The organism is Pseudomonas sp. SZ57 (assembly GCF_009495975.1).
GTDB lineage: Bacteria > Pseudomonadota > Gammaproteobacteria > Pseudomonadales > Pseudomonadaceae > Aquipseudomonas > Aquipseudomonas syringae.
This window is the reverse complement of record NZ_WIBD01000004.1, coordinates 221100-248080: the sequence shown is the minus strand read 5'-3', so window position 1 is coordinate 248080 and position 26981 is coordinate 221100. Positions and strand designations below refer to the sequence as shown.

Here is a 26981-nt window from a genome sequence, read left to right as displayed (position 1 = left end):
AGGGCGAAGGAACCCGACGAAGTCGGGCCGGAAACGGAGCTGCGGGTTTTGCCTACTTTGGCCCCATCAAAGTAGGTCGCCGAGGGGCGAAAAGGTGACCTGAGCCGAACCTCAATCCACCTGAAAAAGAAAAACCGCCGTGTGACGCAGAGCGTCACGAACTGCATTCCCACGCGGAGCATGGGAACGATAGTCAACCGTCCAACTTTGTGGGGGCAGCTCACTCACCCCCCCCCGACAAACCTTTCTAAATATTTCCTCGCCAATTCGTTCTTGTTGATACGACCCCGCCCGACGGTCAGCCCCACTCAGCAAGGATCGACCCATGAACCCCGAACACGCCCAGAAACTCGCTCGCCGTTTTGTCGAGTTACCCCTTGAAAAACGCCGCCTGTTCCTCGACGGCATGCGCAAGGAAAACATGGATTTCTCGCTGTTCCCGATCCCTTCCTGTGCCGGGCTGGCCGAGCGTGATGGTCTGTCCTATGCCCAGCAACGCATGTGGTTTCTCTGGCAACTGGACCCGCACAGCGCGGCCTACAACCTGCCGATGTCGGTGTGCCTGAACGGTCCGCTGGAACTGCCTTTGCTGGAGCGGGCCTTCAGTGCGCTGGTCGAACGACATGAAAGCCTGCGCACCACCTTCGGCCAGGAGGGCGACCGGGCGTTTCAGCGTGTTGCGCCGCCAGCGCCAGTGAGCATCCGCCTGACCGACCTGAGCGCCTTGCCGCCCGAGCAGCGCTGGGCCAGTGCGCGTCAGGCCATGGCCGAACAGGCCGCGCAAACCTTCGATCTGCAGCGCGGGCCGCTGTTCACCGTGCAGGTGTTGCGTCTGGCCGAACAGGAGCACCTGCTGCTGCTCAACCTGCACCACATGATCACCGATGGCTGGTCGATGAACGTGCTGATCGACGAATGGCTGCGCGGCTACGACGCGCTGCTGGCCGGTAAACCGCTGCCTTTTCAGCCGCTGCTCGTGCAGTACCGCGATTACGCGGTCTGGCAACGCAGCTGGCTGGAAGCCGGTGAGCAGGCGCGTCAGCTGGACTACTGGCGCAGCCACCTGGGCGAAGAGCATCCGCTGCTGGAGCTGCCCACCGACCGTCCATATCCGGCCTTGCCCAGTCACGACGGCGCTCGCCTGGAGCTGGCACTGGAACCCGAGCTGCTGCGCAACCTGAAAAGCCTCGCGCAACGCCAGGGCGTGACCCTGTTCGTGGTGCTGCTGGCGACCTTCAAAAGCCTGCTGCATCGCTACAGCGGGCAGACCGACATTCGTGTCGGCGGCCTGATCGCCAACCGCACCCGTAGCGAAACCGAAGGGCTGGTCGGCTGCTTCATCAATACTCAGGTACTGCGCAGTGAAGTGACGGCGCAGACCCGCTTCGTCGACTTGTTGAATATCGTGCGCGACGCCTCGACCGGTGCCCAGGCGCATCAGGAGCTACCGTTCGATGCCATCATCGACGCCCTGCAGCCGGAGCGCAGTCAGAGCCATAACCCTTTATTTCAAGTGATGTTCAATCACCAGCCGGTGGTGGCCGACCTGCTCGACAAACAGTTGAGCGGCGGCCTGCGCGTGGCCAATCTGCCCGCCGAACAACAGGCACTGGCGCAGCGCTCGCATGCCGCCGCCAGCGACCTGATGCTGGCCACCAGCGGTGAAGGCGAGCAACTGCATGCCGCCTTCACTTACGCCACCGACCTTTTTGACGAGTCGACCATCGCTCGTCTGGCCGGGCACTGGCGCAACCTGTTGGCCTCGGTGTGTGCCGACCCGCTGCAGACCATCGCCGAGCTGTCGATGCTCTCGGCCGACGAGCGCACGCAACTGCTGAATGTCGACAATGCCACCAAAGCCGACACCACAACTCCTGCGCATCGCCAGTTCGAGGCACAAGTACAGCGCACGCCGCAGGCCCCGGCACTGATCCTCGCCCGTGAAGGTCAATCGCCGAGCCTGAGCTACACCGAACTGAACCAGCGCAGTAACCGTCTGGCCTGGCAGCTGCGCGAGCAGGGTGTCGGTGCGGACGTGCTGGTCGGCGTGGCGCTGGGTCGTTCGCTGGACATGCCCGTGGCGCTGCTCGCCGTGCTCAAGGCTGGCGGTGCCTATGTGCCGCTGGACCTGAATGCGCCGAGCGAACGCTTGCGTCATGTGTTGGCGGACAGTGGCGTGAAACTGCTGCTGACCCATAGCGATCAGCTGACCAGGCTGCCTGAACTGGCTGACATGCAATGCCTGTGCATCGATCGGATGAACAGCGAAACCGCCAGCGTGCAAAACCTCGACGGCCCGATCGATCCGGCCAGTCTGGCCTACGTGATTTACACCTCGGGATCGACCGGGCGGCCCAAAGGCGTGGCGATCAGTCATGCGGCGCTGGCCGAGTTCGTCACCCTGGGGGCGAGCTACAGTGACCTGCGCGAAGGCGACCGGGTCCTGCAGTTCGCCACCCACAGCTTCGATGGCTTCGTCGAGCAGTTCTACCCACCGTTGTGTCGCGGTGCGGCCGTTGTCCTGCGTGACCAGCGCCTGTGGGACAGCGCCACCTTCCATCAGGCCATCGTCGAGCACGGCGTGACCCTCGCCGACTTGCCCGCGGCCTATTGGCTGACGCTGGTTCAGGACTTCGCCGCCAGCCCGCCCGCGCATTTCGGCGCGCTACGCCAAGTGCATGTTGGTGGCGAAGCCATGGCCGTCGAGGGTCTGCGCCTGTGGCACAAGGCCGGGCTGGGGCATGTACGCCTGCTCAATACCTATGGCCCGACCGAAGCCACCGTGGTGTCGAGCATCCATGATTGCAGCACGCTGACCCCGCAGCAGGTGTCCTGGCGCGGCGTGCCGATTGGCCAGGCGCTGGCAGGACGACGCCTGTACGTTCTCGACGATCAAATGAACCTGCTGCCGCAAGGTGCGGTGGGCGAGCTGTACATCGGCGGTCCTGGTCTGGCGCGGGGTTATCACGCCCAGCCCGGTCTGAGCGCCGAACGTTTCGTCGTCGATCCGTTTGTCAGCGGTGAGCGCCTGTACCGTACCGGCGACCGCGCCCGACTGCGTGCCGATGGCGCTGTCGAGTACATCGGCCGGGTCGATCATCAAGTGAAGATTCGCGGTTTCCGCCTCGAGCTGGGCGAAATCGAATCGCGCCTGCAGCAATGCACGGGCGTGCGCGAGGCCGTGGTGCTGGCCGTCGAACTGGCGGGTAGCACGCAGTTGGTCGCCTACGCGGTGCCGGACGTTGCCGCCTCTACAGAGGCCGAACAGTTGGCCCTGCGCCAAAGCATCCGCAGCCAGTTGCAAGCCTTCCTGCCGGATTACATGGTGCCGACGCACATGCTGCTGTTGCCCGAGCTACCCCTGACGCCCAGCGGCAAGCTGGACCGCAAGGCATTGCCAGCCCCCGACGCAAGCCAGTTGCAGGCGCGTTATCGGGCGCCGCACAGCGAGGTGGAAATCTGCCTGGCGGCCATCTGGGCGGCCGTCCTGCATGCGCCCCAGGTGGGCCTGGACGATCACTTTTTCGAACTGGGCGGGCATTCGTTGCTCGCCGCGCAAGTCATCGCCCGGATCAAGACGCAACTGGGCATCAGCCTTCCGCTGCGCACCCTGTTTGAAAAACCGCTGCTCAGTGAGCTCGCCGTCGAAGTGGCAGCGCTGACCGACAACAGCACGGACAACGACTGGAGCGACATGGACCAGTTCATGGATTCACTGGAGGAATTCGGCGCATGACCGGGACCACTGCTGCACGCATCGCGAAACGTTTTGTCGGCCTGTCGCTGGAGCAACGCCAACAGTTCCTCGCCCGGTTGCGCCAGGAAGGCAAGGATTTCAGCCTGTTGCCGGTGCCGGTCAGTCGGCATGATGTCAGCGCCATTCCGCTGTCCTTCGCTCAGCAGCGCCTGCTGTTCCTCTGGCAGCTCGATCCCTCGAGCGACGCCTACAAGATGACCACCGGCCTGCGTCTGCACGGCACGTTGAACGAGTCGGCGTTGTGCCGTGCATTCGATCACCTGATCGAGCGCCACGAGGTGCTGCGTACGGTGTTTCAGACTGATGGCGATCAGGCACAGCAAGTGCTGCTGTACGACCAGACAGTCGCGTTGGAGAGCATTGATCTGGCCGGTCTGGCCGATGTCGAACTGCGCGATGCCGAGCTGGCGCTGCAAGTGGCCACCGTCACCGGCCAGGCGTTTGATCTGCGCACGGGGCCGCTGCTGCGTGCGCACCTGTTTCGCCTCGCGGACGATGAGCATGTGCTGATCGTGAGCATGCACCACATCGTCTCCGACGGCTGGTCGATGGACGTGATGATTCAGGAGTTCGTGCACTGCTATCAGGCGTACTGCGAAGGCCGCGAGCCCGCGCTGCCGGAACTGCCGCTGCAATACGCCGATTATGCGATCTGGCAGCGTAGCTGGCTGGAGGCGGGCGAGGGCGCACGTCAGCTGGACTACTGGCGTAACCAGTTGGGTGACGAACAACCGCTGCTGGACGCCGCACCGGATTTCCCGCGTCCGGCCACGCAGAGCCATCAGGGCGAGCACCTGCGTTTCGATTTCGGTGTAGATCTGTCGCGGCGGCTCAACGCCTTTGCGCGCACGCAGGGCATGACCCTGTTCATGCTGGTGCTGGCCGGCTTTTCGCTGTTTCTGTCGCGCAAGGCCGGGCAGCGCGATATCCGCATCGGCGTGCCGAATGCCAATCGCGGTCGCGCGGAAACCGAAGGGCTGATCGGCTTCTTCATCAATACTCAGGTTTTGCGCTGCCAGGTGGACGAACGCCTGAGCTACCTTGACCTGCTGGCGCAGATTCGCGACACCTCGTTCGGTGCGCAGGCACATCAGGACGTGCCCTTCGAGCAACTGGTCGATCAACTGGCACCCGAGCGCAGCCTGGGCCACAACCCGCTGTTCCAGGCCAAGTTCAACCAGAACGTGGTCCTCAAGCAGAAAACCGCGCTCAGGCTGGCCGGGCTGGAGGTCAGCGAGTATGCGTTCGACAAACAGGGTGCGCATTTCGATCTGGCGCTGGATATCACTGACGACGGCACACTGATCCACGGCGACATGGCCTACGCCAGCGACCTGTATCGACGCACCACCGTCGAAGGCTTCATTCCTGAACTGCTCGCGCTGTACGAAACCCTGCTCGACGCGCCGCAGGCACCGCTGTTCAGCCTGGGAGCACTGGCGGTCGAGCCGAGGCGCGAAGCTCGAGCCCCCGCGCCGCACATTCTGCAATTGTGGGACCGACAGGTCGAACGGCAACCTCATGCCCAGGCAGCCCGCTGTCTGGAGCGCACGCTGACCACGCTGCAACTGGAGCAGGCCGCCAATCAGCTGGCCCATCACCTGATCCGCATGGGCATCAGCGAGGGCCAGCCGGTCGCGGTATTGATGGAGCGTTCGCTGGACTGGCTGACGGCCGTGCTGGCAATTTTCAAGGCCGGCGGCGTGTACATGCCGCTGGACGTCAAAGCCCCCGATGCGCGACTGCAACAGATGCTGGTCAATGCGCAGGCAAGAGTATTGCTGTGTGCCGAGGGCGATGTGCGGCAGACGTCGCTGGGTGTTGCCGGTTGTCAGGGTCTGACCTGGACGCCTGCGCTGTGGCAGGACCTGCCTGTCAGTCGCCCTGACACCCGGCCTTCAGGCGATTCGGCGGCCTACGTCATTCATACTTCCGGCTCGACTGGCCAGGCAAAAGGTGTGCTGGTCAGCCAAAGCGCGCTGGCCAGTTACCTGCGCGGCCTGCTGGAACAGTTGCAACTGGCACCCGAGGCGAGCATGGCGCTGGTCTCGACCATCGCTGCCGACCTCGGCCATACCGTGCTGTTCGGCGCGCTGTGTTCGGGACGCACGCTGCACGTGCTGACCGAGGCGCTGGGTTTCGATCCGGATGCCTTCGCGGCCTACATGGCCGAGCATCAGGTGGGCGTGCTGAAAATCGTCCCCGGTCATCTGGCCGCGCTGTTGCAGGCCGGCCAGCCAGCCGACGTACTGCCGCAGCATGCACTGATTGTCGGCGGCGAAGCCTGCTCGCCAGCGCTGATCGAGCAGGTGCGTCAGCTCAAGCCGGGTTGCCGGGTGATCAACCACTACGGGCCGAGCGAAACCACTGTGGGTGTGCTGACTTATGAGGTGCTGATGTCGCCCTGTGGGAGCGAGCCGGGCGACGCTTCGCTTGCTCGCGAAGAGGCCGACACAGGCTTGCGAAACAGGCCGGCTGGGCCATCGCTTTCGCGAGCAAGCTCGCTCCCACAGGATGTGTATCTCCCACAGGATGTATGTGTATCCACTGGGGTGCACGCTGGCGATCCTCTGCGCAGCGTGCCGGTCGGCACGCCGTTGCCTGGGGCCAGCGCCTATGTGCTAGATGACGTGCTGAACCCCGTCGGCACTCAGGTCGCCGGTGAGCTGTACATCGGCGGCGACAGCGTGGCGCTGGGCTATATCGGCCAGCCTGCGCTGACCGCCGAGCGCTTCGTGCCGGACCCGTTCGCGCAGGATAGCACGCGCGTCTACCGCAGCGGCGACCGCATGCGCCGCAATCATCAGGGCCTGCTGGAATTCATCGGTCGGGCCGACGATCAGGTCAAAGTGCGCGGCTATCGTGTCGAGCCGGCAGAGGTCGCGCGCGTATTGCTGGGCCTGGCTTCGGTGGCGCAGGTCAGCGTACTGGCGTTGCCCATTGATGACGATGATACCCGGCTGCAATTGGTGGCGTACTGCGTGGCGGCAAGCGGGGCGAATCTGAATGTCGACAGCCTGCGCGAGCAACTGGCTGCGCGCTTGCCGGACTACATGGTGCCCGCGCAGATCATGCTGCTGGACAGTCTGCCGCTGACCGCCAACGGCAAGCTCGACAAGCGCGCCTTGCCCAGACCCGGCGTGGTCAAACAGCGTTACACCGCGCCGGTCGGCGAGATCGAGGAAAAGCTCGCTGCCGTGTGGGCGGATGTCCTCAAGCTGGAGCAAGTGGGCAGCACTGACAACTTCTTCGAACTGGGCGGCGATTCGATTCTCAGTCTGCAGATCATCGCCCGCGCCAAGCGCCAGGGCATCAAGCTCAGCCCCAAGCAGCTGTTCGAAAAGCAGACCATCGGCCAACTGGCTTCGGTGGCGAAACTGATTCAGAAAAAGCCCGCCGCCGTGGCAGAGCAGATCAGCGGTTCGTTGCCGTTGCTGCCGATTCAGGCGCGCTTCTTCGAGCTGGACATCCCAGAGCGTCAGCACTGGAATCAGGCGCTGATGCTCAAGCCGTTGCAAGCGCTGGAGGCTACTCATCTTCAGTCTGCATTGACTGCGTTGGTCGAACAGCACGACGCACTGCGCCTGGGTTTCTCTCAACAGGATGGCCAATGGCTGGCCACCTTTGGCGCGCCGAATACTCGCGAGCTGCTCTGGACCCATGAGCTGGACAGCATCGAGCGCTTGCCTGAGCTGGCCGATGAGGCGCAACGCAGCCTGGATCTGAAAAACGGACCGCTATTGCGTGCCGTGCTGATCAACCTGCCGCAAGGCGAACAGCGTCTGTTGCTGGTGATTCACCATCTGCTGGTGGACGGCGTGTCATGGCGGTTATTACTGGAAGACCTGCAACAGGCGTACCTCGCCTTGGCGCAAGGCCAGCCAGTATTACTCGCGGCAAAAACCACGTCGCTCCAGCGCTGGGCCGAGCAATTGCAACAGTATGCGACCGGCCAGACGCTGAAGACCGAGCGTGATTACTGGCTGCAGGCCTTGCAGGGCGCCGACCAGCCGCTGCCTCGCGATAAACCCGAAGGCACGATGCACAATCGCGACGCGGCCCATGCGTCGTCATGGCTGAGCAGGGACCTGACCCACAAGCTGCTGAAAGTCGCGCCCGCCGCGTACCGCACGCAAGTCAACGACCTGTTGCTCACGGCGCTGGCCCAGGTCCTCTGCGAATGGAGTCAGCAGCCCTCGGTGCTGATCCAGCTGGAAGGGCATGGCCGCGAAGACCTGTTCGACGAGACCGATCTGAGCCGCACCGTCGGCTGGTTCAGCAGCCTGTTTCCGGTGCGTCTCACGCCGCAGATCGCGCCGGGGGCAAGCCTGTGTGGCATCAAGGAGCAATTGCGTGCGGTGCCGGACAAGGGCATTGGTTACGGCGTGTTGCGCTATATGGGCGAGGCGTCTTTCGCGCAGCAATTGGCCGCCTTGCCGCAGGCGCGGGCTACGTTCAATTACCTGGGCCAGTTCGACGGCAGCTTCAACGAACACCAAGGCGCGCTGTTCGTACCGAGTGCCGACAGTGCAGGCACTGCGCTGTGCGAGGACGGGCCGCTGGGCAACTGGCTGAGCCTTAACGGTCAGGTGTTCGACGGCCAGTTGCAACTGGACTGGAGCTTCAGCCGCGAGGTGTATCACGCCTCGACCATCGACACCCTGGCGCGTCGCTACGAGCAGGCGCTGACCACCCTGATCGAACATTGCACGGCCGGGCATCAAGGCGTTACGCCATCGGACTTCCCGCTGGCGCGCCTCACCCAGGCGCAGCTTGACGGTCTGCCGATTGCGGCGGGCCAGATCGAGGATATCTACCCGCTGTCACCGATGCAGCAGGGCATGCTGTTTCATTCGCTGTTCGATGAAGACGCGGGCAACTACATCAACCAGTTGCGGGTGGACATTCGCGGGCTGGATGTGCCGCGTTTCCGCAATGCCTGGCAGGCCGCGGTGGACCATCACGACGTGCTGCGCAGCTGTTTTGTCAGCCAGCGCGAGCAGTCGCTGCAAGTGGTGCAGCGTCAGGTCGAGGTGCCCTTTGTCGAGCTGGATGCGCGCGGCCAGCCGGAAAGCTGGCTCGACGACTGGGCGCAGGCCGACCGTCAGCAAGGCTTCGATCTGGCGCAAGGGCTATTGTTGCGCCTGGCCGTGTTGCGCACCGCCGATGACGCGTGGCATTTGGTTTACACCAGCCACCACATCCTTATGGATGGCTGGAGCAGCTCGCGCCTGCTCGGTGAAGTGCTGCAACGCTACAGCGGGCAGATGCCAGCGAAACAGGCAGGCCGCTATCGTGATTACATTCAGTGGCTGCAGCATCAGGATGCCGCGCTCAGCGAGCGTTTCTGGACTGCGGAGCTGGCGAAACTGGACGAGCCGACCCGCTTGCTGCAAGCGTTCAAGTCTTCGGCCGAGGGGCAGGGCTACGGCGACTACATCCAGCTGATCGACAGCGACGGCACCCGACGCCTGAACGCGTTTGCCCGCGAGCAGCGCGTCACCCTCAATACGCTGCTGCAATCGGCCTGGCTGTTGCTCCTGCAACGCTATACCGGCCAGTCCAGCGTGAACTTTGGCGCGACCGTGGCCGGGCGTCCGGCCGAGTTGCCGGGTGTCGAAGAACAGCTGGGGCTGTTCATCAATACCCTGCCGGTCATCGCCAGCCCGCGTGCCGAGCAGACGGTGGCCGACTGGGTGCAGCAGGTGCAGACGAAGAACCTTGCCCTGCGCGAGCATGAGCACACGCCGCTGTATGACATCCAGCGCTGGGCGCGCAACAGTGGCGAGGCCTTGTTCGACACCATTCTGGTGTTCGAAAACTACCCGGTGTCCGAAGCCCTGCAGCGCGCGCCGGACGGTCTGGTCTTCAGCGACCTGCGCAATCAGGAGCAGGCACATTACCCGCTGACCCTGGTGGTCGAGGCCAATGAGGTGCTGTCGGTACGTTTCAGTTACGACCGCCAGCACTTCAGCGCTGAAGGCATTCTGCAACTGGCGGCGCATTTCGATCACCTGCTGCAGAGCCTCTGCGCATCGGCAGCTACGCGACTCGGCGAGCTGGCATTGCCGACCGCCTGGACGCAAAGCGTGCAGCGCTACCCGAGCGGGCACTGCGCCCACCTAAGCATCGAAGCCCAGGCCGAGCGTAACCCGCAGGCCATCGCCCTGAGTTTTGGCGATCAGCAACTGAGTTACCGGCAGCTCAACCAGCGTGCCAACCAACTGGCCCACAAACTACGCGAACAGGGCGTTGGCCCGGATGTGCGCGTCGGGCTGGCTGCCGAGCGCGGTCTGGAGATGATTGTCGGCCTGCTGGCCATTCTCAAGGCCGGTGGCGCTTACGTGCCGCTGGATCCGGATTATCCGCAGGATCGCCTGAGTTTCCTGATGCAGGACAGTGGTATCGAACTGTTGCTGACTCAGGCGCATCTGCTTGAAAGGTTACCGATCCCTGCACAGGTTAAGACCCACGATCTGGCTGACGAACTGGACGGTTACAGCACGGAAAACCCGATCAATCAGACCGCGCCGGACAACCTGGCCTACGTGATCTACACCTCGGGCTCGACCGGCAAACCCAAAGGCACCTTGCTCGCCCATCACAACCTGATGCGCCTGTTCGCCGCGACGGATGACTGGTTCACATTCAGCGAAAAGGATGTGTGGACGCTGTTCCATTCCTTTGCCTTCGACTTCTCGGTGTGGGAGATTTTCGGCGCACTGCTGCATGGCGGCCGACTGGTCATCGTGCCCCGCGAAGTGACCCGCTCGCCGGAAGAATTCCATGCGTTGCTGATCGAACAGCAGGTCACGGTGCTCAACCAGACGCCGTCGGCGTTCAAGCAACTGATGCGTGTGGCCTGCGATTCGTCTCTACCGCCGTCGTTGCAGAAAGTTATCTTCGGCGGCGAAGCGCTGGACGTCGCCAGCCTGAAGCCGTGGTTCGAGCGCTTTGGCGATCAAGCGCCACAACTGATCAACATGTACGGCATCACTGAGACCACCGTGCATGTCACCTACAGGCCAATAACCGAGGCCGACACGCAGAACCCGGCCAGCCCGATTGGCGAGGCGATTCCGGACCTGTCGTGGTACGTGCTGGACGCCGATTTCAATCCGGTCGCTCAGGGTTGCAGCGGCGAGCTGCACATCGGCCATGCCGGCCTGGCGCGGGGTTATCACAACCGCGCCGCGCTGACTGCCGAACGCTTCGTGCCGGACCCGTTTTCCAACGACGGCGGCCGCCTGTACCGCACCGGCGACCTGGCGCGTTATCGGGCTGGCGGGATGATCGACTACGTCGGGCGCATCGACCATCAAGTGAAAATTCGCGGCTTCCGCATCGAACTGGGTGAAATCGAAGCGCGGCTGCAAGCGCACCCGACCGTGCGCGAAGTGAGCGTGCTGGCGCTGGACGGGCAGTTGGCGGCGTACTTGGTGCCCTCTGAGCCTGATCAGGATCAGCAGAGCCTTCGTGAAACGCTGAAAAATGAACTCAGGGCGCACTTGCCGGATTACATGGTGCCCACCCATTTCATCATCCTCGACAGCATGCCGCTGACTGCTAACGGCAAGCTGGACCGCAAGGCGTTGCCAGCGCCGGACGCCAGCCAGTTGCAGGCCAGCTACAGCGCTCCGCAAGGCGAGCTCGAGCAGCAACTGGCGGCGATCTGGGCCGATGTGTTGAAGGTCGAGCGGGTCGGGCGCAGCGACAACTTTTTCGAGCTCGGCGGCCATTCGCTGCTGGCGGTGCAGATGCTCGTGCGGGTGCGCGAACAGTTGCAGCACGAGGTCAGCCTCAAGGATGTCTTCGAGCAACCGCTGCTGGCGGACTTCTGCACCACGCTGCAGGAAAAAAATGGCGAAAGTGACCACGCGCAGGACGAATTGACTAAATCACTGGAGGCACTCAAACGTTTATCAGCGGAGGAAATTGATAATTTGATTGCTTAGCAGGAGAGACCCCAGTGCAACAGTTGCTTGACTCCGTTAAATCGCTGTCCGCCCGTGAACGCAAGGCGCTGGCGGTGCTGCTCAAGCGTCAAGGGGTGAATCTCTACGGGGTCACGCCGATTGCCGTGAGGGAGACGCAGGCACCGTCCGCGCTCTCTTACGCGCAGCAGCGGCAATGGATCATCTGGCAACTGGAACCGCACAGCGCGGCCTACAACATTCCGCTGGCGCTGCGCCTGCACGGAGCGCTGAATGTCGAGGCATTGCGGCGCAGCGTGGAGCAACTGATCGAACGTCACGAAACCCTGCGCACGACCGTCGAACAGCAGGGCGATGAAGCGCTGCAGGTGGTGCATCCGGCGTCGCCGTTTGCGCTCGGTGTCGAGCAACTGGCGGCTGGCGAATCAGTTGAGGCGTGGGTGGATCGGCACGTGCAGCAGCCTTTCGATCTGCTGCAAGGGCCACTGCTGCGGGTCAACGTGCTCAAACTGAGCGGGCAGGAGCATGTACTGGTATTGACCCAGCATCACATCGTCTCCGATGGCTGGTCGATGCCGATCATGGTCGAGGAGTTGATGCAGTTCTATCAGGCCGCCAGCCTCGGTCGCGAGATCACACTGGCGCCGCTGCCGATCCAGTACGCCGACTACGCTCTCTGGCAGCGCAACTGGCTGGAAATGGGCGAGCAGGAACGCCAGCTGGCGTACTGGAAGCAGCAACTGGGCGAGCAACAGCCGATTCTGGAACTGCCCACTGATCGGCCGCGTCCTGCGCTGCGCAGTTACCAAGGTGCGCGACTTGGCGTCGAGCTGGACGCCGCACTGCTCGACGGCCTCAAGGTGCTGGCGCGTCAACAGGGCATTACGCTGTTCATGCTGTTGCTGGCCTCGTTGCAGACCCTGCTGCATCGCTACAGCGGTCAGGCCGATATACGCGTCGGCGTGCCGGTCGCCAACCGTACCCGCAGCGAAACCCAGGGGCTGATCGGCTTCTTCGTCAACACCCAGGTGCTCAAGGCTGAATTCACCACGCAGACCTCCGTGGCCGAGCTGTTGCAGCAGGTCAGACACACCGCCGTGCAGGCGCAGGCCCATCAGGACCTGCCGTTCGAACAACTGGTCGAAGCCTTGCAGCCGCAGCGCGACCTGAGCCGCAGCCCGCTGTTTCAGGTGGCCTACAACCACCAGAGCGAAGGCCACAACCAGAACCGTGAGCTGGCAGGGCTGCGTCTGGAATATCAGGTGTCCTACAAGCACACCGCGCAGTTCGACCTGACCCTCGACACCTGCGAACGCCCGGACGGCCTGACAGCCGCACTGACCTACGCAACCGACCTGTTCGACGCGGCGACCATCGAGCGCATGGCCAGCCATTGGCGCAACCTGCTCAACGGCATGTGCCGCGACGTCAACCAACGCATCGCCGACCTGCCGCTGTTGAGCGTCGAGGAGCGGCAAGACACCCTGCGCGACTGGAACCGCGATCTTGCGGTTTACCCAAGCGCTTATTGTGCCCATCAACGTATCGAAACCCAGGCCGAGCGCACGCCGCTGGCCATCGCTCTGAGCTTTGGTGTCGAGCAACTGAGCTATCAACAGCTCAACCGCCGCGCCAATCAGCTTGCCCATAAACTGCGCGAACAGGGGATTGGCCCGGATGTGCGCGTCGGGCTGGCTGCCGAGCGCGGTCTGGAGATGATTGTCGGCCTGCTGGCCATCCTCAAGGCCGGGGGTGCTTACGTGCCGCTGGACCCGGATTACCCGCAGGATCGCCTGAGCTTTCTGATGCACGACAGCGGTATCCAGCTGCTGCTGACCCAGACGTCGCTGCTCGACAAACTGCCAATCCCTGCACAGGTGCAGACGCTCGATCTGGCTGACGCTCTGGACGGTTACAGCACGGAAAACCCGCTCAATCAGACCACGCCGGACAACCTGGCCTACGTGATTTACACCTCAGGTTCGACCGGTAAACCGAAAGGCACCTTGCTCGCCCATCACAACCTGATGCGCCTGTTCGCGGCCACGGATGAGTGGTTCACATTCAGCGAAAAGGACGTGTGGACACTGTTCCATTCCTTCGCGTTCGACTTCTCGGTATGGGAGATTTTCGGCGCGCTGCTGCATGGCGGCCGACTGGTGATCGTGCCCCGCGAAGTGACCCGCTCGCCGGAAGATTTGCATGCGCTGCTGATCGAACAGCAGGTCACGGTGCTCAACCAGACGCCTTCGGCGTTCAAGCAACTGATGCGCGTGGCCTGTGATTCATCGCTACCGATGTCGCTGCAGAAAATCATCTTCGGCGGCGAGGCGCTGGACGTTGCCATCCTGAAGCCGTGGTTCGAGCGCTTCGGCGATCAGACGCCGCAACTGATCAACATGTACGGCATCACCGAGACCACCGTGCACGTGAGCTATCGACCGATCACGCTGGCCGACACGCAGAACCCGGCCAGTCCGATTGGCGAGGCGATTCCGGACCTGTCGTGGTACGTGCTGGACGCTGATTTCAACCCTGTCGCTCTGGGTTGCAGCGGCGAGTTGCACATCGGCCATGCCGGTCTGGCGCGGGGTTATCACAACCGCGCCGCGCTGACTGCCGAACGCTTCGTGCCGGACCCGTTCTCCAACGATGGCGGCCGCCTGTATCGCACTGGCGACCTGGCGCGTTATCGGGCGACAGGCGTGATCGACTACGCCGGGCGCATCGACCACCAAGTGAAAATTCGCGGCTTCCGCATCGAGCTGGGCGAAATCGAAGCGCGACTGCAAGCGCATCCGGCCGTACGCGAAGTGAGCGTGCTGGCGCTGGACGGGCAATTGGCGGCGTATCTGGTGCCGACTCAGTCCGATCAGGATCAGCAACCGTTGCGTGAAGCGCTGAAAGCCGAACTGAGGGCGCACTTGCCCGATTATATGGTGCCCACCCATTTCATCGTCCTCGACAGCATGCCGCTGACTGCCAACGGCAAGCTGGACCGCAAGGCGCTGCCTGCGCCGGACGCCAGCCAGTTGCAGGCTACCTACAGCGCTCCGCAAGGCGAGCTCGAGCAGCAACTGGCCGCGATCTGGGCCGATGTGTTGAAACTCGAGCGGGTCGGGCGCAGCGATAACTTTTTCGAGCTGGGTGGGCATTCGCTGCTGGCCACTCAGGTGATTTCGCGCATTCGTCAGCAGCTGGACGTCGAGTTGTCGTTACGCGACTTGTTCGAAACGCGTGATCTGGAGGCCTTCGCGCTGGCAGCGGGCGCAGGGCAGGGCAACGACGCGCCGCGCTTCATCAAGGCCGACCGCACGCAGCCGCTGGGGCTGTCTTACGCGCAGCAGCGTCAGTGGTTCCTCTGGCAGCTTGACCCGGAGAACACCGCGTACATTATTCCCGCAGCCCTGCGCCTGCGCGGTTCGCTGGACATCGCTGCGCTGGAGCACAGTTTCAGCGCGCTGATCGCCCGCCACGAAACCCTGCGCACGACCTTCCGCCAGCAGGGCGAGCAGGCGCTGCAGATCATCCACCCGCCACGTGCCTTGACCCTGTCTGTCGAGTCGCTGCCCAGCGGCCAGGGCCTTGAAGCCTGCGTGCAGCAGGAAATGCAGCGCCCGTTCGATCTGGAGCAGGGGCCGCTGTTGCGGGTTCGCTTGCTGAACCTCAACACCGACGAGCATGTGCTGATTCTGACCCAGCATCACATCGTCTCCGATGGCTGGTCGATGCCGATCATGGTCGATGAACTGGTGCGCCTTTACGAGGGCTACAGTCAGGGCCGTGAGGTGAGCTTGACCGCGCTGGACCTGCAATACGCCGACTACGCACTGTGGCAGCGGACCTGGATGGAGGCTGGCGAGCAGGCCCGGCAGCTGGATTACTGGAAGCAGCAATTGGGCGATCAGCAGCCGATTCTGGAGCTGCCAGCCGATCGGCCACGGCCCGTGGTGCAAAGCCATGCCGGTGCGCGGCTGGCAGTCGAGCTTGAGCCTGCGCTGATCGATGGCTTGAAGCAGGTCGCGCGGCAACAGGGCGTCACCCTGTTCATGCTGTTGCTGGCGTCATTCCAGAGCCTGCTGCACCGTCACAGCGGCCAGTCGGACATTCGTGTCGGCGTGCCGATTGCCAACCGCAACCGCGCTGAAACCGAAGGCCTGATCGGCTTCTTCGTCAACACGCAGGTGCTGCGCGCCGAATTTGACGTGCACACGACCTTCAACGAGTTGCTGCAGCAGGTCAAACACACCGCCCTGCAAGCCCAGGCGCATCAGGAGCTGCCATTCGAGCAACTGGTCGAAGCCCTGCAGCCACAACGCAGCCTCAGCCACAGTCCGCTGTTTCAGGTGATGTTCAATCACCAGAGCCAGGCCAGCGCCGACGTCCGCGCGCTGCAAGGTCTGCAGGTCGAAGCCTTGCTGCCGGACAGTTACCCGGCGCAGTTCGACCTGACCCTGAACACTGCCGAACATGACGGTGGCCTGAGCGCTGGCCTGACCTACGCGACAGCGCTGTTTGACCCGCGCACCATCGAGCGCATGGCCGGGCACTGGCTGGCCTTGTTGCAGGCCATCTGCGCCAATGCTACACAGCGCATCGCCGAAGTGCCGATGCTCGACAGGGCTGAACGGCAGCAGATTCTCCACGACTGGAACGCCACAGCCGCAGACTTCCCCAGCGAAACCTGTCTGCATAGCCTGATCGAAGCGCAGGTACGTGCCACGCCGGACGCGCCGGCGCTGATTTTCGCCGCCGAGCAGATGAGCTACGCGCAACTCAACGCCCGCGCCAATCAGCTTGCGCATCGCCTGCGTGAGTCGGGCGTCGGCCCGGACGTGCTGGTGGGGATCTGCGTCGAGCGCAGTCTGCAACTGGTAATCGGTCTGCTGGCGATCATTAAAGCGGGTGGCGCTTATGTACCGCTGGACCCGGATTATCCCGAAGATCGGCTGGCTTACATGATGCAGGACAGCGGGATTGGCTTGCTGCTGACCCAGGCTTCGTTGCAGGAACGCCTACCAGTTCCTGCGCAGGTACACAGTCTGTGCCTGGATCAGGACGGCGACTGGCTGGAGGGTTACAGCCCCGCCAACCCGGTCAACCTCAGCCATCCATTGAATCTGGCTTATGTGATTTACACCTCGGGTTCGACCGGCAAACCCAAGGGCGCGGGCAACAGCCATCGTGCTTTGGTCAACCGCTTACACTGGATGCAGAAGGCTTACGCGCTGGATGGCAGCGACACGGTTCTGCAGAAGACGCCGTTCAGTTTCGACGTGTCGGTCTGGGAGTTCTTCTGGCCGCTGATGACCGGCGCACGTCTGGCCGTGGCACTGCCGGGTGATCACCGCGACCCCGAGCGGCTGGTGCAGACCATCCGCGAGCATCAGATAACGACCCTGCATTTCGTGCCGTCAATGCTGCAGGCGTTCATGACTCATCCGCAGGTGGAAAGCTGCGACACACTGCGCCGAGTGGTATGCAGCGGCGAAGCACTGCCTGCCGAGCTGGCCGCCCAGGTGCTCAAGCGTTTGCCGCAGGCCGGTCTGTATAACCTGTATGGCCCGACCGAAGCGGCCATCGACGTGACCCATTGGACGTGCACCACCGACGACGTGCTCAGCGTGCCGATCGGCCGGCCGATCGACAACCTGAAAACCCACATCCTCGACGACGGCCTGCTGCCTGCTGCACAGGGCGTGGCGGCGGAGTTGTATCTGGGCGGCGTCGGTCTGGCGCGGGGCTACCACAACCGTGCAGCACTGACGGCTGAGCGTTTCGTACCGGACCCGTTCGACGAGCAGGGCGGCGGCAGGCTGTACCGCACTGGCGATCTGGCGCGTTATCGCGACACGGGCGTTATCGACTATGCCGGGCGTATCGACCATCAGGTGAAGATTCGCGGCTTGCGCATCGAGCTGGGCGAAATAGAAGCCTGCCTGCTGGAGCACGACAGTGTTCATGAGGCGGTGGTGATCGACGTTGACGGCCCGTCCGGCAAACAGCTGGCGGCGTATCTGGTTGTCGAGCACCACGACGATCAGTTGCGTGATGCGCTCAAGGCCTTCCTCAAGGAATCGCTGCCGGATTACATGGTGCCCACGCATTTCATCGTGCTGAACAGAATGCCGCTGAGCGCCAACGGCAAGCTCGATCGCAAGGCACTGCCGAAACCGGACGCCAGCCAGTTGCAGCGCCAGTACGTCGCGCCGTCCACAGAGCAGGAACAGCAGATGGCGGCGATCTGGGCCGATGTGCTGAAAGTCGAGCGTGTCGGGCTGAGCGACGACTTCTTCGAGCTCGGTGGCCACTCGCTGCTGGCGACGCAGCTGATTTCCAGAATCCACACCGGCCTGGGAATCGACATTCCGCTGCGCCTGATCTTCGAGAAACCACAATTGAACGAATTTATTCAGGCCTTCGCCGGCAGTGGCCTGTCGCTGACCGAGGACGGCTTGTCCGATATTGAAAAAATGATGAATGAAATGGCGGGTATCTGACATGGACAAGTCTGCAGCAGAGCGTATCGCCCAGCGTTTCGTCGGCTTGCCCGTCGAACAGCGCCGGCAGATCCTCGCCAAGATGCACGAGACCGGGCAGAGCTTCAAACTGCTGCCCATCGCCGTGACCCGACACGCCGCAGCGCGTATTCCGCTGTCCTACGCGCAGCAGCGCATGCTGTTCCTCTGGCAGATGGAGCCGGGCAACGCGGCCTACAACGTGCCCATGGCGGTGCGTCTGAATGGCGCATTGGACCGTCAGGCCCTGAGCGCGGCGCTGGACCTGCTGGTGCAGCGTCATGAAACCCTGCGTACCCGCTTCGTTTCAGAGGACGGCGCGTTCTATCAGGAGATTCTCGAGCAGGCCACGGTCGCCCTTGAGTTCGCGTCGGTGGCGCCCGCAGACATCGAGCAGCAGGTGCGCGCCGAGTTGCAAAAGCCTTTCGATCTGTTGAGCGGTACGCTGCTGCGGGTCAAGCTGTTCCAGCTGAGTGAAAGCGAACACGTACTGACCGTGTGCATGCATCACGTGGTGTCCGATGGCTGGTCCGGCGAAGTGCTGATTCGCGAGTTCGTGCAGTTGTATCAGGCGCAGGTATCCGGGCAGCCGGTGCCGTTGCCCGCCCTGGCGATTCAGTACGCCGACTACGCGATCTGGCAACGCGCCTGGCTGGAGGCCGGGGAGGGCGAGCGGCAGCTGCACTATTGGAAACAGCAACTGGGCAGCGAACATCCGTTGCTGAGCCTGCCACTGGATCATCCGCGTCCGCTGCAACCCAGCCATCGCGGTGCGAGTGTGCGCGTCGACCTGCCGCAGCAACTCTCCGCGCAACTGAAAAGCCTGGCGCGCAACAACGGCCAGACCCTGTTCATGGTGACACTGGCGGCGCTGTCGGTGGTGCTGTCGCGCTTCAGCGGGCAGTCCGACCTCCGCATCGGCGGACCCAATGCCGGGCGCACACGCAGCGAGCTGGAAGGGCTGATCGGCTTTTTCATCAACACTCAGGTGCTGCGTGTGCAGGTGGATGAGCGGCAGAGCTTTGCCGAGCTGCTGGATCAGGTCAAGCAGGTGGTCACGGGCGCGCAGTCGCATCAGGAACTGCCGTTCGAGCATCTGGTGGATGCCTTGGCGCCGGAGCGCAATCCGGGCCACAACCCGCTGTTCCAGTTCAAGATCAATCAGCACGTGCTGGCGGCCGATGGCAACGGGCAGCGCGTGTCGGGCCTGACGGTCGATGAGTTCCCGATGGGCAGCAGCGATGCGCGTTTCGACCTGGCCTTCGACTTCACCGACACGCTCGACGGGGTACGCGGTTATTTCACCTACGCCACCGACCTGTTCGCAGCGCAGACCATCGAGCGTATCGCCGACGCGTTGCGCAGCGTGCTGCACGCACTGGTTTCGGACACCGACCGGCGTCTGGCCGATCTTCCACACGCGGTATCGTCGCTGGTCGCCGAGCAAACCCAGGACTTTGCCTGCCCCGTTTTTCTCAGCCTCTGGCAACAGGGCCTGCGTGCCGGGCATGGCAAGACTGCGTTGCGTGTGGGCCAGCAGGTGTTGAGCTTTGACGAGCTTGAGACACGCAGTAACCAATTCGCCCGCTACCTGCACGCCCAGGACATCAAACCGGGCATGACCGTCGCGCTGTGCCTGGACCGCTCTGTGGAATGGGTGGTCAGCCTGCTGGCGGTGCTGAAGCTGGGCGCGGTGTACCTGCCGCTGGACAGCGCGCAACCGGCCGAGCGTCTGCAGCAACTGGTCCGTGACAGCGGCGCGGTGCTGCTGGTGCATGCGCGCGATGACGACAAGGCCGCGCGGTTGGGCGTATGCCCGGTGCTGGCGTTCGACGCTGCGCTGTGGGCCGCCGTCGACAGCCAGGCGCTGGATGTTCGGGTGCTGCCCGGGCAAGCGGCGTACATCATCTACACCTCCGGCTCCACCGGGCAGCCCAAGGGCGTGGTGATCAGCCACGGCGCGCTGGCCAACTATGTGCAGGGCGTGCTTGAGCGCCTGGCGTTGAACGACGGGGCGAGCATGGCGATGGTGTCGACGGTCGCTGCCGACCTGGGGCACACGCTGTTGTTCGGCGCGCTGGCGTCCGGCCGGACGCTGCACCTGCTGTCTCACGAACAGGCGTTCGACCCTGACGGTTTTGCGCGTTATATGGCCGAGCATCAGGTTGACGTGCTGAAAATCGTGCCCAGCCATTTGCAGGGCCTGCTGCAGGCCGCCAACCCGGCGGACGTGCTGCCTGGGCAGGTGCTGATTCTGGGTGGAGAGGCCAGCGCCTGGGCGTTGATCGAGCAGGTGCGTGCGCTCAAACCGGGCTGCCGGATCATCAACCACTACGGCCCGACCGAAACCACGGTGGGCATCCTGACCCACGAAGTGGCGGGGCCTATAGACGCCTGCCGCAGTGTGCCGGTCGGTCAGCCGCTGACCAACGGCAAGGCGCGGGTGCTGGACGCTTACCTGAACCCGGTGGCCGAACGGGTGACCGGTGAACTGTATCTGGGCGGACGCGGGCTGGCGCAGGGTTATCTGGGCCGTGCGGCAATGACTGCCGAACGCTTTGTGCCGGACCCGGACGCCAACGGTCAGCGTCTGTACCGTACAGGCGACCGCGCGCGGTGGGTGGATGGCGTGCTGGAATACCTGGGCCGTGCTGACGATCAGGTGAAAATCCGCGGTTACCGGGTCGAGCCGGGCGAGGTCGGCCAGCTTCTGCAAACCCTGGAAAACGTCGCCGAAGCCGTGGTGCTGGCGCAGCCGCTGGAAAGCGATGAAACACGTCTGCAACTGGTGGCCTATTGCGTGGCGGCGGGCGGCACGAGCCTCAACGTCGACAAACTGCGTGAGCAACTGGCGGCTCGCCTTCCGGAGTATCTGGTGCCCGCGCAGATCATGCTCCTGGAGCGTCTGCCGGTGACCGCCAATGGCAAGCTCGACAAGCGCGCCTTGCCCAGACCTGGCGTGGTCAAACAGCGTTACACCGCGCCGGTCGGCGAGATCGAGGAAAAGCTCGCCGCCGTGTGGGCGGATGTGTTGAAACTGGAGCAGGTCGGCAGCACCGACAACTTCTTCGAACTGGGCGGCGATTCGATCCTAAGTCTGCAGATCATCGCCCGCGCCAAGCGTCAGGGCATCAAGCTCAGCCCCAAACAATTGTTCGAAAAGCAGACCATTGGCCAACTGGCTTCGGTGGCAAAACTGATTCAGAAAAAGCCCACCGCTGTGGCAGAGCAGATCAGCGGTTTGTTGCCGTTGCTGCCGATTCAGGCGCGTTTCTTCGAGCTGGACATCCCTGAGCGTCAGCACTGGAATCAGGCGCTGATGCTCAAGCCGCTGCAAACGCTGGAGGCCACTCATCTTCAGTCAGCATTGACGGCGTTGGTCGAACAGCACGACGCACTGCGCTTGGGTTTCAGCCAGCAGAACGACCAATGGCAGGCTACCTTCGGCACGCTGAACACTCGCGAGCTGCTCTGGACCCATGAGCTGGACACTATCGAGCGTTTGCCCGAACTGGCCGATGAGGCGCAACGCAGCTTGAACCTGAAAAACGGACCGCTATTGCGTGCCGTGCTGATCAACCTGCCGCAAGGCGAACAGCGCCTGCTGCTGGTGATTCATCATCTGCTGGTGGACGGCGTGTCATGGCGGGTGTTGCTGGAAGACCTGCAACAGGCTTACATCGCCCTGGCAGCAGGTCAGCCAGCGCTGCTGCCGGCGAAAACCAGCTCGCTGAAAAGCTGGGCCGAGCACTTGCAGGCCTACGCGCAAAGCCCGGCGCTGGAGCAGGAATTGGGCTACTGGCAGGCGCAATTGCAGGACGTCAGCGATGCCTTGCCGTGTGATCATCCGCATGGCGGCCAGCAACAGCAGCACGCGCTGTCGGTGGTCACCCAATTGAACAGCGACCTGACCCGGCAACTGCTGCAGGACGCCCCGGCGGCTTACCGCACGCAGATCAATGACCTGCTGCTGACCGCGCTGGCGCGGGTTATCAGCCGCTGGACCGCGCAGCCCCATGCACTGATTCGTCTCGAAGGCCATGGTCGCGAAGACCTGTTCGACGCACTGGACCTGAGCCGCACGGTGGGTTGGTTCAGCAATGTGTACCCGGTCAGGCTCACCCCGCAGGCCTCGCTGGCCGATTCGATCATGACCATCAAGGAGCAACTGCGCGCAGTGCCCGACAAGGGCATCGGTTACGGCGCGTTGCGCTACCTGGGCCGCGAATCGGCGCGGCAGACCCTGCAAGCCCTGCCGCTGGGCAGCATCGTGTTCAATTACCTCGGGCAGTTCGACGGCAGCTTCGACGCACCGGAAGCACTGTTCACTCCTTCGGCCGATAGCAGCGGAGCCTCACAAAGTGCCGCTGCGCCGCTGGCTGCACCAATCAGCATCAACGGTCAGGTGTACGCCGGTGAGCTGCGCCTGAGCTGGACCTTCAGTGGCGCGGTGTTCGAGCGCGAGACCGTGCAGCGTCTGGCCGATGAGTACGCCGCCGAATTGCAACAATTGATTGCCCATTGCACCACCGAAGGCGTGGCTGGGGCGACTCCGTCGGACTTTCCGCTGGCGCGCCTGAGCCAGTCGCAGCTGAGCAGTTTGCCAATATCTGCCGGGCAGATCGAAGACCTCTACCCGTTGGCACCGATGCAGCAGGGCATGCTGTTCCACACCCTGTTCGAGCAGGAGGCGGGCAATTACATCAACCAGATGCGCATCGAGGTCAGCGGTCTGGACGTGCCGCGTTTCCGCGCCGCCTGGCAGGCTACGCTGGATGCTCATGAGGTGCTGCGCAGCGCTTTCATCAGCCATCTGCAGCCAGCGCTGCAAGTGGTCTTGCGTGATGTGCGCATGCCTTTTGTCGAGCTGGATGCGCGGGAGCAGTCGTCCGGCTGGATCGACCAATGGGCCAATGCCGACCGCCAGCAGGGTTTCGATCTGGCCCACGGGCCGTTGCTACGCCTGGCCGTATTGCGCACCGGCGAGCAGAGCCATCAGCTGATCTACACCAGCCATCACATCCTCATGGATGGCTGGAGCAGCTCGCGCCTGCTCGGTGAAGTGCTGCAGCGTTACAGCGGACAGACACTGCCGAGGCAGGTCAGCCGCTATCGTGACTACATCGAATGGCTGCAGCGTCAGGATGCCGGGCTCAGCGAGCGTTTCTGGACTGGACAGCTGGCTGAACTCGATGAGCCTACGCGGCTGGTGCAGGCCTTCAAGGCGCCTGAGAACGGCGAGGGGCACGGTGATTACCTGCACTTGATCGACGCCGAGAACACCCGGCAACTGAGCGAGTTTGCCCGCGAGCAGCGCGTGACCCTCAACACGCTGGTGCAATCGGCCTGGCTGCTGGTGCTGCAACGCTACACGGGGCAGTCCAGCGTCACCTTCGGCGCAACCGTGGCCGGGCGTCCGGCGGATCTGCCGGGTGTCGAGGAGCAACTCGGGCTGTTCATCAATACCCTGCCGGTGATCGCCAGCCCACGTGCCGAGCAGCGCGTGGCGGAGTGGGTGCAACAGGTGCAGGCGCAGAATATCGCTCTGCGTGAGCATGAACACACGCCGCTGTACGAGATTCAGCGTTGGGCACGCAGCGCTGGCGAGGCGCTGTTCGACACCATTCTGGTGTTCGAAAACTACCCGGTGTCCGAAGCCCTGCAACAGGCGGCGCCGCCGGGGCTGGTGTTCGGTGGTCTGTACACGCAGGAGCAGACGCATTATCCACTGACGCTGGTGGTCAATCTCGGTGAAACCCTGACGTTGCGCTTCAGTTACGCCCGTGAGGCGTTCAGCGAGCAACACATGGCGCAGTTGTCGGCGCATTTTCAGCAGGTCCTGCAGGCGCTGGCGCATGACTCACAGGCGGCGCTTGGCGAACTGGCGCTGTTGAACGACGACGAGCAGCAGCATGTGCTGCGCGAGTGGAACGCCACAGCCGCAGACTTCCCGAGCGAGGACTGCCTGCACAGCCTGATCGAAGCCCAGGTGCGCGCCACGCCGGACGCGCCGGCGCTGATTTTCGCCGCCGAGCAGATGAGCTACGCGCAACTCAACGCCCGCGCCAATCAGCTTGCGCATCGTCTGCGTGAGTCGGGCGTCGGCCCGGACGTGCTGGTTGGGATTTGCGTCGAGCGCAGTCTGCAACTGGTCATCGGTCTGCTGGCGATCATTAAAGCAGGTGGCGCTTATGTACCGCTGGACCCGGATTATCCCGAAGATCGGCTGGCTTACATGATGCAGGACAGCGGGATTGGCTTGCTGCTGACCCAGGCTTCGTTGCAGGAACGCCTACCAGTTCCTGCGCAGGTACACAGTCTGTGCCTGGATCAGGACGGCGACTGGCTGGAGGGTTACAGCCCCGCCAACCCGGTCAACCTCAGCCATCCATTGAATCTGGCTTACGTGATTTACACCTCGGGTTCGACCGGCAAACCCAAGGGCGCGGGCAATAGCCATCGTGCTTTGGTCAACCGCTTGCACTGGATGCAGAAGGCTTACGCACTGGATGGCAGCGACACGGTTCTGCAGAAGACACCGTTCAGTTTCGACGTGTCGGTCTGGGAATTCTTCTGGCCGCTGATGACCGGCGCACGTCTGGCCATGGCGCTGCCGGGCGATCATCGCGATCCCGAGCGGCTGGTGCAGACCATCCGCGAGCATCAGATAACGACCCTGCATTTCGTGCCTTCGATGCTGCAGGCGTTCATGGCTCATCCTCATGTGGAAAGCTGTAACACGCTGCGTCGGGTGGTGTGCAGCGGCGAAGCACTGCCTGCCGAGCTGGCCGCTCAGGTGCTCAAGCGGCTGCCGCAGGCCGGCCTGTACAACCTGTATGGCCCGACAGAAGCCGCCATCGACGTGACCCATTGGACTTGCAGCACGGATGACATCCTCAGCGTGCCGATCGGGCGGCCGATCGACAACCTGAAAACCCACATCCTCGACGACGGTCTGCTGCCAGCTGCACAGGGCGTGGCGGCGGAGTTGTACCTGGGGGGCGTCGGGCTGGCGCGGGGTTATCACAACCGTGCAGCTCTGACGGCTGAGCGTTTCGTACCGGACCCGTTCGACGAGCAGGGCGGCGGCAGGCTGTACCGCACCGGCGATCTGGCGCGTTATCGCGACGCAGGTGTCATCGACTACGCCGGGCGTATCGACCATCAGGTGAAGATTCGCGGCTTGCGCATCGAGCTGGGCGAAATCGAAGCGCGTCTGCATGAGCATGCCGCCGTGCGCGAAGCCACGGTGATCGACATCGACGGGCCGTCCGGCAAGCAACTGGTGGCCTATCTGGTGCCGACCGATGCCGCTGAGGCGCCGGACGTTCTGCGCGAGCGTCTGCAGGCCCACCTCAAGGCTCATGTGCCGGATTACATGGTGCCGGGCTACTTTGTCGTTATCGATTCGATGCCGCTGACCGCCAATGGCAAGCTGGATCGCAGAGCGCTGCCGAAACCGGACGTGGCCCGTTCACAGCAGGGTTATGTGGCGCCGCGCAGCGCATTCGAGCAACGCCTTGCTGCGTTGTGGGAGCAGGTGTTGCACGTCGAACGGGTCGGGCTCAACGACAACTTCTTCGCGCTGGGCGGGCACTCGCTGCTGGCGGTTTCACTGGCGGGCAGGATTCGCGAGACGTTCGATATCTCCATCAAGCTGCATGACTTGCTGTTGCTGCAGACCCTGGGCGAGCTGGCCGATTTCATGCGTGCCGATGAAGCCAGGGTCAAATCGGCGGTCATCGCCATGAACGCCAATGGCTCGGCGCATGCGCCACTGTTCTGCCTGCCTCCGGGCGGTGGTGGCACCTATTCGTATTACCCGCTGGCGGGCAGGTTGAGCGACAGCCGAAGGGTTTACGGGCTGGTCAACAAGGCCTATGTGGTGCCGGGCTGGTTCGATACGTCGTGGCAGGACATGGTCGACTACTACGTCGAACAGATCCGCATGACCCAGCCGCACGGGCCGTACAACCTGCTGGGCTGGTCGATGGGCGGCGCGCTGGCCGTCGAGGTCGCGCATGTGCTGGAGCGCGCTGGCGAGGTGGTGAGCTTTCTCGGGCTGGTCGACACCCAGCTACCGGCATCGGTCGGCATGCAATGGGTCGAAGAGGACCCGCACGTCACCACGCAGCAGCAGGGCGAAAACTACTACCGCAGCCTGATCAAGAGCCTGCAGGCCTTTGTGCCGGGCTTGCAGGAGCAAACCATTGTCGACCTGATCGAAACGGCCCGGCAGTCGGTGACCGGGGAGAGTGAGGTGATTGATCGAGTGATCGAGCAGATCGCGCTGCAACACGCGATGAACGTCGACAGCCTGCGCAGCATGTTCCAGGACATCGCGGTGCAGGACGAAATTGAAACCGGTTACACATTGCTGGAAGCCAACGCAAAACTCAGCCAGGCGTTTACCTTGAAGACCCTCAATGTACAGGCCGATTGCTGGTGGGCAGGGCAAAGCCGCAAACCGGGGCAGATTGCCAAGGCCGAAGCGGTGCTGCTGGAACAATGCTCGGTCAACGGACTGCGCAGCTCGACGACGATCGATCAGCGACACGACAACCTGGTGATCGCGGAAGCGTTTCTGCAGGGGCTTGCCGAGCGGTTTGTGTGACGCAGAGCGTCACGAACGGCATTCCCACGCGGAGCGTGGGGACGATGGCCATTCATTGCCAGCCACTGCTCCATAAGTGCTTTTCAACCACGATGGCACTGACAACGCAAATTGCGACGTAAGTGACGGCTGAGTTCTGGCGCTGATCCGGGGGTAGC

Annotated in this window: 4 protein-coding genes; all 4 read left to right on the top strand. The window is 63.2% G+C overall.

Features of this window, described 5'->3' with window-relative positions; all coding sequences use genetic code 11:
* Positions 1-325 precede the first annotated feature (325 nt).
* Genes GE543_RS08175 through GE543_RS08160 form a run of 4 tightly spaced genes read left to right on the top strand, consistent with a single transcriptional unit; the run spans position 326 to position 26823 of the window.
* Entirely contained in the window at positions 326-3736 is a 3411-nt protein-coding gene (locus tag GE543_RS08175) for a non-ribosomal peptide synthetase (RefSeq protein ID WP_153221175.1), read from the top strand.
* Complete coding sequence (locus tag GE543_RS08170; RefSeq protein ID WP_153221174.1) at positions 3733-11712, top strand: non-ribosomal peptide synthetase; 7980 nt, start codon at positions 3733-3735, stop codon at positions 11710-11712. The genes GE543_RS08175 and GE543_RS08170 overlap by 4 nt, the downstream gene beginning before the upstream one ends.
* Positions 11713-11726: 14 nt before the next feature.
* Positions 11727-18191 (top strand): amino acid adenylation domain-containing protein, encoded by a 6465-nt coding sequence (locus GE543_RS08165; protein ID WP_371927118.1) that lies wholly within the window; start codon positions 11727-11729, stop codon positions 18189-18191.
* 1 nt (position 18192) lies between these two features.
* A complete protein-coding gene (locus GE543_RS08160; RefSeq protein WP_178118564.1) occupies positions 18193-26823 on the top strand; it encodes an amino acid adenylation domain-containing protein in 8631 nt (2876 codons plus the stop codon).
* Positions 26824-26981: the final 158 nt, after the last annotated feature.